The sequence below is a fragment of the Thermoanaerobacterium sp. R66 genome (assembly GCF_028895185.1).
Lineage (GTDB): Bacteria > Bacillota > Thermoanaerobacteria > Thermoanaerobacterales > Thermoanaerobacteraceae > Thermoanaerobacterium.
This window is the reverse complement of the sequence record NZ_JAEUWW010000001.1, coordinates 773,816-786,930: the sequence shown is the minus strand read 5'-3', so window position 1 is coordinate 786,930 and position 13,115 is coordinate 773,816. Positions and strand designations below refer to the sequence as shown.

The following is a 13,115-nucleotide window of genomic DNA, read 5'->3' as shown; positions in this document are numbered from 1 at the left end:
TATATGTCAGTAAATCCGATAGATTTACAAGTAGCAATTCCTAAAATGGTGGACGTAAGCAATATAAAACAGATTGAAATTCAAAGGCCAGATGTATTTGTTGGCCAATTCATGGAGATGATAAATAATGAAAATGAGATAAAAAAAAGCAGGACAAACAAAATCAACGAATCAAATAAATTGTCAACTAAGAAAGATAAAAATAGAATGGAAGGGGAATCATCTCAAAAAGAAAGAAAAAAGTTTTTATTAGGGCATGTGGACATAAAAATTTAAAATTGTATTGACAAAAATATCATAATATAATATATTAATCAGTGGATAACGCACGTTCAAAGATCATAAGACTGGTGCCACAATGGTTGTTTTGTGAGATGATTTGAACGGAGGAATAACCAGGAGGTGAGAATATGTCAGTTATATCAATGAAACAATTATTAGAAGCAGGTGTACATTTCGGTCATCAAACAAGAAGATGGAATCCTAAGATGGCTCCTTATATTTTTACCGAGAGGAATGGAATATATATTATAGATCTTCAAAAAACGGTAAAAAAGATAGAGGAAGCATACGATTTTATAAAAGATGTTGTTTCAAATAATGGTACTGTCTTATTTGTAGGTACAAAGAAACAAGCTCAGGATTCTGTTAAAGAAGAAGCAGAAAGATGCGGAATGTACTATGTCAATCAAAGATGGCTTGGTGGAATGTTGACAAATTACAAGACAATTAGGAGCAGGATTGAAAGACTTAAAGAGTTAAAGAAGATGGAAGAGGATGGCACATTTGAAGTTTTACCTAAAAAAGAGGTTATAAAGCTTAGAAAAGAAAAGGAAAAACTTCAAAAGTATTTAGGTGGAATAGAAAACATGAATAGCCTTCCATCGGTACTTTTTGTGGTTGATCCTAAGAAAGAAGCAATTGCTATCGCTGAAGCTAAAAATCTCGATATTCCTATCGTTGCAATTGTTGATACAAATTGCGATCCTGAAGAAGTAGATTATCCTATACCGGGCAACGATGATGCGATTCGTGCGGTAAAATTAATAGCTTCAAAGATAGCTGATGCTGTAATTGAGGCTAAACAGGGTGAACAATTAACTGCGGTTGAAGAGTAATTTTAGAATGGTAAGGAATTTTCATCCTTACCATAAATTATATTAGGATGGAGGTAAGATTATATGATTTCTGCACAACAAGTTAAAGAACTTAGAGAGCGTACTGGGGCAGGTATGATGGATTGCAAAAGAGCGCTTACTGATTCTAATGGCGATATTGAAAAAGCGATTGATATATTAAGAGAAAGAGGATTAGCAGCCGCTGCTAAAAAGGCTGGCAGAGTTGCAAATGAAGGATTAGTAGAATCGTACATTCATGGTGGCGGCAGAATTGGTGTTCTTGTTGAAGTAAATTGTGAAACAGATTTTGTTGCCAATACAGATGATTTTAAATCTTTTGTAAAAGAAATATGCATGCAAATCGCTGCAGCAAATCCGCAGTACATAAAAAGGGAAGATGTACCGCAAGAAGTTATTGAAAAAGAAAGGGAAATTTTAAAGGCACAATCATTAAATGAAGGCAAACCAGCTCAAGTGATTGACAGAATAATTGAAGGAAGACTCGAAAAATTCTATAAGGAAAATTGCTTATTAGAACAATTGTATATAAGAGATGATAGCAAGACGATAAAAGACCTATTAAATGAATTGATTGCAAAGCTTGGTGAAAATATAATAATAAGAAGATTTGTGAGATTCGAAAGAGGAGAAGGTATTGAAAATTCTCAAGAAGAAGAATAAAATTAAATAGGCAACCAAAATAGGACACGGTTGTGTCCTATTTTTAATAGATTTTTATGAAGGATTTTTAATATTTTTATAGAATAATAAAATGAGGTGTTTTAATGTCTGTGAAATACAAACGAATAATATTAAAAATTTCAGGAGAAGCTTTGTCTGGCAGCACAGGATACGGTATCGATTTTGAAACTGTAAATTTAATTGCTGATCAAATAAAAGAAGTAAAAGAAATGGGCGTTCAAATAGGCGTTGTAATTGGAGGTGGTAATATCTGGAGAGGTAGAGAAGGAGTAGGAATGGATAGGACTACCGCTGATCATATGGGAATGCTTGCTACAGTTATTAATTCTCTTGCTTTGCAAGATGCTTTAGAGCGGAGAGGTGTAGAAACGAGGGTTCAAACTGCCATTGAGATGAGGCAGATTGCTGAACCGTATATTCGAAGGAGGGCAATAAGGCATCTTGAAAAAGGAAGAGTTGTGATTTTTGCGGCTGGTACTGGTAATCCTTTCTTCTCTACCGATACGACAGCATCTTTAAGAGCTGCTGAGATAGATGCGGAAGTGATTCTTCTTGCTAAGAAAGTAGATGGAGTCTATGATAAGGACCCTGTTAAACATAAAGATGCTATTAAATTTGATAAGTTGACATATCTTGATGTGCTTAACAGAGGACTTGGAGTGATGGACTCTACAGCAACTTCTCTATGTATGGACAATAATATTCCAATTATCGTGTTTAATTTAACTGTACCAGGAAACATTAAGAACGTAATAATGGGCCAAAAAATAGGAACAATTGTCAAGGAGGGATAGCGATGGATGATTTGTTAAAAAACACTGAAGAAAAAATGAAAAAGTCAATAGCAGTTTTAAAAAATGAATTGATGTCTATAAGGGCTGGCAGGGCTAATCCTGCACTTTTAGACAGAATATCAATCGACTACTATGGTACCATGACTCCAATAAATAAGTTAGCGACAATTACGGCACCAGAACCAAAAGTTATAATCATTCAGCCGTGGGACACATCCAAAATATCTGAAATTGAAAAAGCAATTCAAAAATCAGATTTAAACATTAATCCTACTTCTGATGGCAAAATAATCAGATTAGTTTTTCCGGATTTGACAGAAGAGAGAAGGAAAGAGCTTGTTAAATTAGTTCATAAAAAAGGTGAAGAAGCTAGGGTCGCAGTAAGGCAGATTAGAAGAGATGCCAATGATGCTATTAAAAAGATGGATAAAAACGGCGAGATTTCGGAAGATGAGAAATTAAAAAGTGAAGAAAATGTACAAAAACTTACGGATAAGTATATTAAAGAGATAGACAAAATTTTGGAGCAGAAGGAAAAGGAGATAATGGAGATTTGATCGATATTATTGGATACGATATTGAAGCGGCTAAGAAGATTTTAGAAAAAAATAATGTTCAATACAATATAATATTTACTAAGCCTACCAAAAAATATAGAGGATATCAGAGACGCGTCTTAAAAACGATGTTTGAAGATGGTATATTATCAGTTATAGTAGCTGAATTTTAACCCCCTCACATGAGGGGGTATTGCCCATATTATAAGGAGGAAATTTAATGGGGTTTATCAAAAAACGACAAAAAGATTTTGATGAGGATATAGAGAAAAAACTTGATGAAAACAATATTCCAAAGCATGTGGCAATAATAATGGATGGAAATGGTAGATGGGCGAAAAAGAGAGGTTTCATAAGAACACTTGGACATAGAGCTGGTATGGAAGCTGTAAGGCGAATTGTTAAAGCATCATCTGAAATCGGAATCAAGTATTTGACTTTATACGCATTTTCGACAGAAAATTGGAAAAGGCCTGCAGATGAAGTTAATGGATTGATGGACTTACTTATAGAGTATTTAGGTCGTGAAGTAAATGAATTGAATGAAAACAATGTGAAATTAAACTTTATTGGCGATTTATCAATGATACCTGAAAAATGTAGAATCAAGATAAAAGAGTCCGAGGAAATAACCAAAAACAATACTGGCCTTACTTTAAATATCGCCTTAAATTATGGTGGCAGAAGCGAAATAGTTAGAGCATTTAAAAGGATAGGCAGCTCTTTATTGAACGGCGAAATTGATTTAAATGATATTGATGAAAATGTTATTGCCGATAATTTATATACATCAGGACAACCAGATCCTGATTTGATTATAAGACCAAGCGGAGAATTGCGAATTAGCAATTTTATGCTTTGGCAGTCTGCATACTCTGAGCTATGGTTTTCTGATGTCTTATGGCCAGATTTTGAAAAAAGGCACCTTTTGCAGGCTATATTTGATTACCAAAAGCGAAATAGACGTTTTGGCGGCATATGAATTAAGGAGTTGAATCTATGTTAAAAAAAAGGATACTTAGTGCAGTAATAGGGCTTCCTTTAGTTTTTGCGGCATTAATCATGGGGGGCTGGTATCTTAGACTTTTTTTAGTAGCTATCAGTCTTATTGGATTGTACGAGTTTTACGCGGTGTTTAAAAATACAGAAATAAGGCCTATAAATTTTATAGGCTATGGTGCTGTTTTATTTTTTTATATTTTTGGTTATACCTATGATTCTATAGATCTTTTTGTGATTTTGTCTGTAGTAATATTTTCTATTCCGGTTGTACTTCATAAGTATAATTTGAAAGATACTTCCATAACGATTATGGGAATCATATATGTCATTTTTTTCTCGTACATAGGGAAAATAAGGGATATTAAAGGCGGTTACTTGCTTGTATGGCTTATATTTATCATTTCTTGGCTGACAGATACTTTTGCATATTTCATAGGTAAACGCATCGGTAAAAATAAATTATGTCCATCAATTAGTCCTAACAAGACTTTTGAAGGTTCAGTTGGTGGAATAATAGGTTCGTTGGTAGGATGCCTTTTGTTTACATATTTATTTAGAGGAAAATTAGAACTAAATTATTATTATATCATTTTTTTAAGCATTATAGGCAGTATAGTGGCTCAAATAGGTGATCTTTTTGCGTCGTTTATAAAACGAAATTGCAACACGAAAGATTTTAGCAAAATTATTCCTGGGCATGGCGGGATATTGGATAGATTTGATAGTATTCTTTTTGTATCTCCTTGTATTTACATATTTTTCACATATTTATACAGATGAAAGGAGCTAAGCATGAAAAATATTGTCGTTTTAGGTTCTACAGGTTCGATTGGGACTCAAACACTTGATGTGGTAAGAAAATCAAATGAATTTCGTGTTATAGGACTTACATGTTATAATAATATTGATCTTATAAAGCAACAAATTGATGAATTTAAGCCGCAATTTGTAGCTGTTAAAGATGAATTGTCTGCAAAAAAGTTAAAAGAAACGGTGGACACTAATACAGTGATTCTCTCTGGTGATGGTGGAATAAACGAAGTAGCTTCTCTTTCAAATGTTCAGACTGTTGTTGTAGCAATTGAAGGCATAGCAGCGCTTATTCCTACTATAAAAGCGATTGAAGCAGGGCATGATATTGCACTTGCCAATAAGGAATGCTTAGTTACAGGCGGACATATAATTAAGAAACTGGCAATTGAGAAAAACATAAATATACTACCTGTTGACAGTGAACACAATGCGATTTACCAATGCATTCAATCAGGAAAAAAAGAATTTGTAAATAAATTGATTATAACTGCATCTGGAGGACCATTTAGAGGGAAAACATTAAGCGATTTAAAATCAGTGACAGTTGAAGAAGCTTTAAATCACCCTAATTGGAAGATGGGTAAAAAAATAACAATTGATTCTGCTACACTTATGAATAAAGGGTTTGAGGTAATAGAAGCTAAATGGCTTTTTGATGTGCCATTGGAAAAAATAGAAGTTGTTGTGCATAAAGAAAGCATAATCCATTCAATGGTAGAGTTTATTGATGGAAGCATTATTGCAGAAATGGCGACTGCTGATATGAGGATACCGATACAGTATGCTTTAAATTTTCCAAACAGGGTATATGTAGAAGGCATACGATATTTGGATGTTGCGAAGATTGGAAGTTTATCATTTGAAAAACCAGATGTTAATACTTTTAGATGCCTTCAACTGGCATATGATGCTTTAGAAGAAGGTGGAACAATGACAACAGTTTTAAATACAGCAGATGAAGTAGCAGTTCAATTGTTTTTAGAAAAAGCAATTTCGTTTAATGATATTCCTTATATAATAGAAAAATATATGAATAATCATAAAAACATCATTAATCCTGAATTAAATGATATAATAGAAGTAGATAAAGAAATAAGGGAAAAAATTAAGCGTGAATATATGAGGTGATAGGTAAGTGGTATTTTTTTATGTTGTTGTAAGTGTAATTGTATTGGGCATTTTAGTCACGATTCATGAGTTTGGACATTTTATAGTAGCAAAATTGTCTGGCACAAAAGTTAATGAATTTGCTATTGGTTTTGGACCGAAGATATTTTCAAAAAAACATGGTGAAACAGAATATTCGTTTAGATTAATGCTTTTTGGCGGTTTTTGTGCTTTAGCAGGTGAAGATGAAATGTCTAATGATAAAAGAGCTGTGACTAATAAACCTTGGTACACAAGGCTTGGCATTTTTGCGGCTGGTCCTTTGATGAATATATTATTAACTTTTATAATTTTAATTATGGTTTTCTATTTTGTTGGAAGTCCAGTTCCGATTGTCAGTTCAACTATAAGTGGTTATCCTGCAGAAAAGGCCGGTATAAAGCCGGGAGATGAAATAGTAATGGTAAACAATACTAAAATAAATGATTGGACTGCATTGCAAAACATTATAAATTCAAACAATGGAGTAAAATTAAATTTTACAATTAAAAGAGGAAATGCTACTTTAAAAAAGTCTGTTATACCGATAGTTGACAAAAGCACTGCAAAGCCAATGATAGGTATAGTGCCACAGTATCGCAGGTCTTTGGTATTAGCTGTCGATAGTGGTGTAAAACAAACTATTTATTTTTCAAAAATGATAATTTTATCTCTGTACATGTTAATAACTGGCAAAGTTTCAACGAATGATTTGATGGGGCCAGTTGGCATAGTTCAAGCTATTGGCACAGAGGCGAAATCTGGCATACTGAATTTAATGGCATTTACTGCGCTTATAAGCGTAAATTTAGGGTTATTTAATTTACTGCCGTTTCCAGCATTGGATGGCGGTAGGATTCTATTCGTGCTGATAGAAAAAATTAGAGGAAAGCCTGTCGATCCCGAAAAAGAAGGATTTGTCCATTATATAGGTTTTATGTTGCTTATTGCGCTTATACTTTTTGCTACATATAAAGATTTGGTTAGGATAAATATTTTAAAATAATAGGTGATAAACTTTATGAGGAAAAGAACAAAAGAAATAAAAATAGGAAGCGTACGCATAGGTGGAGAAAACCCGATTGCAATACAGTCCATGACTAATACTGACACAAAAGATGTAAAAAAAACCGTGCAGCAAATTAAAGAGCTTGAAAGTGTGGGTTGTGATATTGTGCGTGTAGCTGTCCTTGATGTAGATGCTGCAAAAGCCATTGAAGAAATAAAAAAAGAAATTGATATCCCTATTGTTGCCGACATACATTTTGATTACAGATTAGCTTTAGAAGCTATCAATTGTGGAGCAGATAAGATCAGGATAAATCCAGGCAATATTGGTGGAGATGATAAGCTTAAAGCAGTAGTAGCTGCTGCTAAAGAAGCAGGAATCCCCATAAGAGTAGGTGTAAATTCTGGTTCATTGGAAAGGGACATTTTAAATAAATATGGTGGTGTAACAGCGGATGGAATTGTTGAAAGTGCACTTAAAAGTGTATCTCTGTTAGAAAAATGCGGCTTTTACGATATAGTGGTATCTTTGAAAACTACTAATGTACCATTGACAATTGAGTCTTATAAGATTATTTCTAAAAAGATAGATTATCCACTTCATGTTGGCATTACAGAGGCTGGAACAATTTTTTCAGGAACTATAAAATCTGCTGTTGGGATTGGCACACTGCTATATATGGGTATTGGAGATACAATAAGAGTATCTTTGACAGGGAATCCTGTCGAAGAAGTAAGAGTTGGAAAACAAATATTAAAATCTTTAGAATTGGCAAAAGGAGGCGTAGAAATAATTTCTTGCCCAACATGTGGAAGAACTAAAATTGATCTGATAGAATTGGCTCAAAAAGTTGAAAAAGCAACAGCAAATATAAATCAAGACATAAAAGTTGCTGTAATGGGATGTGCAGTCAATGGCCCCGGCGAGGCAAGAGAAGCAGATATAGGAATAGCCGGTGGAATTGGAGAAGGTCTTATCTTTAAAAAAGGAAAGATTATTAAAAAAGTACCAGAAGATAAGCTTTTTGATGAATTTATTAAGGAACTTAACGATATACTGAAGGAGAAATCATGATGATATCTGTCATTATTCCTGCGTATAATGAGGGAAAAAATGTAAAAGATGTTTTAAAAGTATTAGAAAAAATCAATATTATTGATGAAACAATAGTTGTAAATGATGGTTCAACAGATGATACTGAAAAAGTCGTTTCTCTTTTTAACGTAAAGCTTATAAATCTAAAGACAAATTTAGGGAAGGGTGCCGCTTTAAAAAGGGGCATTCAAGCTGCTAATGGAGATGTATTAGTTTTGCTTGATGCAGATCTTATAGGTTTTACTCCAGAGCATTTTAATAAATTAGTAAAACCTGTTTTAGATAATAAGTGTGATATGGCAGTTGGCATATTTTCATCTGGAAGGAAAAGAACTGATTTAGCACAAAAAATAGCTCCTTTTTTGTCAGGGCAGCGTGCTTTAAAAAGAGATGTTCTTATAGATTTTATAAATAAAAGCGATGTAGACATTTTGAAATATGGAATAGAAGTAGCGCTTACGAAATATGCCAAAGAAAAACATTTAAGAGTGCAACATGTACAGTTAGAAAATATGACGCATGTAATGAAAGAAGAAAAATTGGGTTTTATTAAAGGTTTTAAAGCTAGATTGATGATGTATAAAGACATTTTAAAGGTATGGATGTAAGGAGTGCGTTTTGATGCTACCTTCTTTTCTTAAAGAGGAATTAGGTATAAGCGATATAAAAATAAATAAGATAAGTTTATGTCTAAAGGAAAGAAAGCTTATACTGTTTTTGCCTTTCAATTTTAAAAAAGATGTTTCAAAATTAGAATCTTTAAAATCTACTATTAAATCAAAAATCCCTCTACTTTCTAATATAGAATTTGAATTTATAGGCACAAATAACATTGATGTGTATTCCATTTTAAATGATTATTGGGACGATATTATAAAAAAAGCCAGTGAAAAATATCCTGGCACTTTAAGCTTTATAAAATCATGTCATGTATCGATTAAAGATGAGGAACATGTAATAATAAAGGCATCAAATGAAGTATCTTTTAATTTTCTTAAGAAAAACAAAATCGATGCGTACATTGGCGAATTGATAAAAGAATATTATGATCTAGACGTAAATTTTGCTTTAGATTTTGATGAAGCAATATATGACAAACTTCATGAAGAAATCAAAAAGGACGAAGAAATCTTGGCAAATAACATCATCACAAGTCCTACAGAAAGTAGCCAAAAAATTGAAAGTGACGTGGATGATAATGACAGCAAAGTATTGCTTGGAAAAGAAATAAATACAGAAGTTGTAAAGATCTGCGATGTATTTCAAGAAGGCGATGATGTTGCAATAAAAGGTGAAATTTTTTCAATAGATTTTCGCGAAATAAAATCTAAATATCTGATGACTTTTGATATTACTGATACTACATCTTCATTTACAGTTAAAGCATTTTTAAATGGTGAAAAATACAATTTAATCAAAGACAGATTGACAATAGGAAGCAATGTAAAAGTGCGTGGTACTGTTATTTACGATAAATATGAAAGAGATCTAATATTGAATGCTAAAGACGTAGAACTGTGCGAGAAATCTGTCAGAGTAGATTCTCATCCACAAAAAAGGGTAGAGCTGCATGTACATACACAAATGAGCAGCATGGATGGAGTAAGCTCTGCAGAGTCTTTAATCAGAAGGGCATCAGAGTGGGGGCACAAAGCGATTGCAATAACAGATCATGCTGTATTGCAGGCTTATCCTGAAGCTCAAAGTGCTGCGAAAAAATATGGTGTTAAAGTCATCTACGGTGTAGAGGGTTATCTTGTCAACGATGGTGTTCCAATCGTCAGCGGAAGCACATCTACGACTATCGATGGCAGCTTTGTTGTATTTGACATTGAAACTACCGGTCTTTCAAGCATTAATGACAATATTATTGAAATTGGGGCTGTTAAGATAAAAAATTGTCAAATAGTAGATACATTCGAGACTTTTGTGAATCCACAAGTTCACATATCTAAATTTATAACAAAATTGACTGGCATAACAGACGACATGGTTAAAGAGTACCCATCTATTGAAGAAATTTTGCCTAAATTTTTGGACTTTATAAAGGATTCTATTCTTGTAGCGCATAATGCAAACTTTGATGTGACTTTTATAAAGACAAAGGCCAGAAATCTTGGTATGGAAGTGGACAATCCCGTTTTAGACACTTTAGAGTTAAGTAGGCACATGTATGAAAATCTAAAAAATTACAAACTGGATACTGTAGCGCAGCATCTTGGTGTGTCACTTGAAAATCATCATAGAGCCGTAGACGATGCTAAAGCAACTGCTGAAATTTTTATTAAAAGCATCAATAAGCTGAAAGAAAGCGGAATAGAAAAAGTAAATGAAATAAATGATTATTTAAAAAACAAGGTTGACATAAAAAAAATGCCTACATATCATGTGATTATACTTGTCAAGAATCAAAAGGGGTTGAGAAATCTCTATGAATTGGTATCAAGGTCAAATTTAGAGTATTTTCACAGAAATCCGAGAATTCCTAAAAGTCTTTTGTCGCAAATGAGAGAAGGATTGTTAATTGGTTCTGCTTGTGAACAAGGCGAAGTCTTTAGAGGACTTATATCAAATCTTGATGACGATAAATTACATGAAATCGTCAGTTATTATGATTATTTAGAAGTGCAACCCTTAGGAAATAACGAATTTTTAATTGATAAGGGTGAGGTAAAAAACAAAGAAGAATTGATTAAAATAAATAAAAGAATTTATGATTTAGGCAAACAACTCAAAAAGCCGGTTGTTGCAACGTGTGATGTACATTTTTTAGACCCTTGGGATAATGTGTATCGAAAAATACTCATGTATGGAAAGGGGTTTAAAGATGCTGATAGACAACCACCACTTTATTTCAGAACAACTGATGAAATGCTGCGAGAATTTGATTATTTTGATAGAGAGATTGCAAAGGAGATTGTCATAGACAATCCTAATCAAATAGCAGATTCTATAGAAGATGTTAAACCAATACCAGATGGAACATTTCCTCCGTCAATAGAAGGTGCAGAAGAAGAGCTTAGGAAATTGACATTAAACAAAGCTCATGAAATATACGGTGAAAAATTGCCAGAAATAGTTGAAAAAAGGCTGGACAAAGAGTTAAATTCTATCATAAATAATGGCTATGCTGTCATGTATATTATAGCTCAAAAGTTAGTTACAAAATCACTGAGTGATGGTTATTTAGTTGGTTCAAGGGGTTCAGTCGGTTCATCATTTGTGGCAACCATGAGTGGAATAACCGAGGTTAACCCACTGCCACCTCATTATATTTGCCCTCATTGCAAGCACTCGGAGTTTATATTAGACGGAAGTTATGGTTCTGGTGTGGATATGCCTGATAAAGATTGTCCACAATGCGGAACAAAGATGAGAAAAGATGGGCATGATATTCCATTTGAAGTGTTCCTTGGATTTGAAGGGGACAAAGAGCCAGATATAGATTTAAACTTTTCAGGAGATTATCAACCGATAGCACATAAGTACACAGAAGAAATATTTGGTACAGGTCACGTCTTTAGAGCTGGAACTATTGGTACATTGGCTGATAAAACAGCATACGGCTTTGTGAAAAAGTATTTCGAAGAAAAAAATTTAACGGTTCATAATGCAGAAATCAAGAGGTTAGTCATGGGTTGTACTGGTGCCAAAAGGACTACAGGGCAACATCCAGGTGGCGTTATGGTCGTTCCTAAAGACAAAGATATTTACGATTTTACACCAATACAGCATCCTGCAGATGCACAAGATTCAGACATAATAACAACACACTTTGATTATCATTCTATAAGCGGAAGATTGCTTAAGCTTGATATACTTGGTCATGATGATCCTACTGTAATAAGAATGCTGGAAGATTTGACAGGAATCAATGCCAGAGAAATACCATTAGATGATAAAAAGACGATGAGCCTTTTTACAAGTGTAGAAGCACTTAACATAAATCCAGAAGATATAAATTGTACAGTAGGCACTTTAGGATTGCCTGAATTTGGAACGAAATTTGTAAGACAAATGCTGGTTGATACAAAGCCCACAACTTTTGCAGAACTTGTAAGAATAAGCGGACTATCACATGGCACGGATGTTTGGCTTAATAACGCACAGGACATAATAAAAGAAGGCAAAGCCACACTTAAAGAGGTAATCTCTACAAGAGATGATATAATGTTATTTCTTATCAGCAAAGGGCTTGATAAGAAACTGTCTTTTAAGATAATGGAAAGCGTTAGAAAAGGAAAGGGCATAAAAGACGAAGAAATAGATGAAATGAAAAACCATAATGTGCCTGATTGGTTTATTCAGTCATGTCAAAAAATCAAGTACATGTTTCCTAAAGCCCATGCAGTTGCCTATGTCATAATGGCTTTTAGGATAGCTTATTTTAAAGTGCACCACCCTGAGGCTTTTTATGCTACGTATTTTACTGTTAGAGCTGATGAATTTAATTTGGATATGATGGATTCGTTAGAAAAAATCAAAGAAAATATAAGGCTAATCGAATCTAAGGGCAATAATGCTACAGCAAAGGAGAAAGGCTTATTGACAATATTAGAGGTTGGTCTTGAAATGTACCTTAGAGGTCTAAGATTCACAAATATTGATTTGTATAAATCTGATGCGGTGAAATTTTTAATTACAAAAGATGGCATTTTACCTCCGTTGAACTCATTGGAAGGTATAGGTAAGCAAGCAGCGAAGATAATAGCTGAAGAGAGAGAAAAAGGCAAATTTTTATCAATAGAAGATTTGAGAAATAGAACGAGAATCAGTAAAACTGTTATTGACATTTTAAAGCAGCATGGTTGCTTACAGGATATTCCTGAATCAAATCAATTAAGTTTATTTTAATGTTGCATTGGTTATTTGTGTATGT

General features: G+C 33.5%; 13 protein-coding genes. All 13 read left to right on the top strand.

The window, feature by feature from the left end; all coding sequences use genetic code 11:
• Window positions 1-3: 3 nt before the first annotated feature.
• The 13 genes from JJQ93_RS03835 (at window position 4) to JJQ93_RS03775 (ending at window position 13,090) form a co-directional block, all read left to right on the top strand.
• Entirely contained in the window at window positions 4-276 is a 273-nt protein-coding gene (locus JJQ93_RS03835; RefSeq protein ID WP_274892805.1) for a hypothetical protein, read from the top strand.
• Between the two features lie 134 nt (window positions 277-410).
• Entirely contained in the window at window positions 411-1,118 is a 708-nt protein-coding gene (gene rpsB / locus JJQ93_RS03830) for a 30S ribosomal protein S2 (protein WP_274892803.1), read from the top strand.
• Window positions 1,119-1,181: 63 nt separating this feature from the next.
• Window positions 1,182-1,799: a translation elongation factor Ts gene (tsf, locus tag JJQ93_RS03825; protein WP_085111962.1), complete on the top strand. Its 618-nt coding sequence runs from the start codon at window positions 1,182-1,184 to the stop codon at window positions 1,797-1,799.
• 104 nt (window positions 1,800-1,903) lie between these two features.
• Window positions 1,904-2,614, top strand: coding sequence for a UMP kinase (gene pyrH, locus JJQ93_RS03820; protein ID WP_014758676.1), 711 nt, complete (start codon window positions 1,904-1,906; stop codon window positions 2,612-2,614).
• Between the two features lie 2 nt (window positions 2,615-2,616).
• Window positions 2,617-3,171, top strand: a complete 555-nt coding sequence (frr, locus tag JJQ93_RS03815) for a ribosome recycling factor (protein WP_274892801.1) — start codon at window positions 2,617-2,619, stop codon at window positions 3,169-3,171.
• Window positions 3,168-3,344 carry a hypothetical protein gene (locus JJQ93_RS03810; protein WP_013788072.1) on the top strand — a complete coding sequence of 59 codons (177 nt, stop codon included), beginning with the start codon at window positions 3,168-3,170 and terminating at the stop codon, window positions 3,342-3,344. Before frr ends, JJQ93_RS03810 begins: the two co-directional genes overlap by 4 nt.
• Window positions 3,345-3,391: 47 nt before the next feature.
• Window positions 3,392-4,153 carry an undecaprenyl pyrophosphate synthase gene (gene uppS / locus JJQ93_RS03805; protein ID WP_085111960.1) on the top strand — a complete coding sequence of 254 codons (762 nt, stop codon included), beginning with the start codon at window positions 3,392-3,394 and terminating at the stop codon, window positions 4,151-4,153.
• Between the two features lie 17 nt (window positions 4,154-4,170).
• On the top strand, window positions 4,171-4,953 hold the full coding sequence (locus JJQ93_RS03800; RefSeq protein ID WP_085111959.1) for a phosphatidate cytidylyltransferase: 783 nt from the start codon (window positions 4,171-4,173) through the stop codon (window positions 4,951-4,953).
• Window positions 4,954-4,965: 12 nt separating this feature from the next.
• A complete protein-coding gene (gene dxr, locus JJQ93_RS03795) occupies window positions 4,966-6,114 on the top strand; it encodes a 1-deoxy-D-xylulose-5-phosphate reductoisomerase (RefSeq protein ID WP_274892800.1) in 1,149 nt (382 codons plus the stop codon).
• Window positions 6,115-6,121: 7 nt separating this feature from the next.
• A complete protein-coding gene (gene rseP, locus JJQ93_RS03790) occupies window positions 6,122-7,138 on the top strand; it encodes an RIP metalloprotease RseP (RefSeq protein ID WP_274892799.1) in 1,017 nt (338 codons plus the stop codon).
• Window positions 7,139-7,153: 15 nt separating this feature from the next.
• Window positions 7,154-8,215, top strand: a complete 1,062-nt coding sequence (ispG, locus tag JJQ93_RS03785; RefSeq protein WP_284700577.1) for a flavodoxin-dependent (E)-4-hydroxy-3-methylbut-2-enyl-diphosphate synthase — start codon at window positions 7,154-7,156, stop codon at window positions 8,213-8,215.
• The gene (locus JJQ93_RS03780; protein WP_274892798.1) at window positions 8,215-8,844 is read left to right on the top strand and encodes a glycosyltransferase family 2 protein; all 630 of its coding nucleotides are present in this window, start codon (window positions 8,215-8,217) and stop codon (window positions 8,842-8,844) included. Before ispG ends, JJQ93_RS03780 begins: the two co-directional genes overlap by 1 nt.
• A gap of 13 nt (window positions 8,845-8,857) precedes the next feature.
• Window positions 8,858-13,090: a PolC-type DNA polymerase III gene (locus tag JJQ93_RS03775; RefSeq protein WP_274892797.1), complete on the top strand. Its 4,233-nt coding sequence runs from the start codon at window positions 8,858-8,860 to the stop codon at window positions 13,088-13,090.
• Window positions 13,091-13,115: the final 25 nt, after the last annotated feature.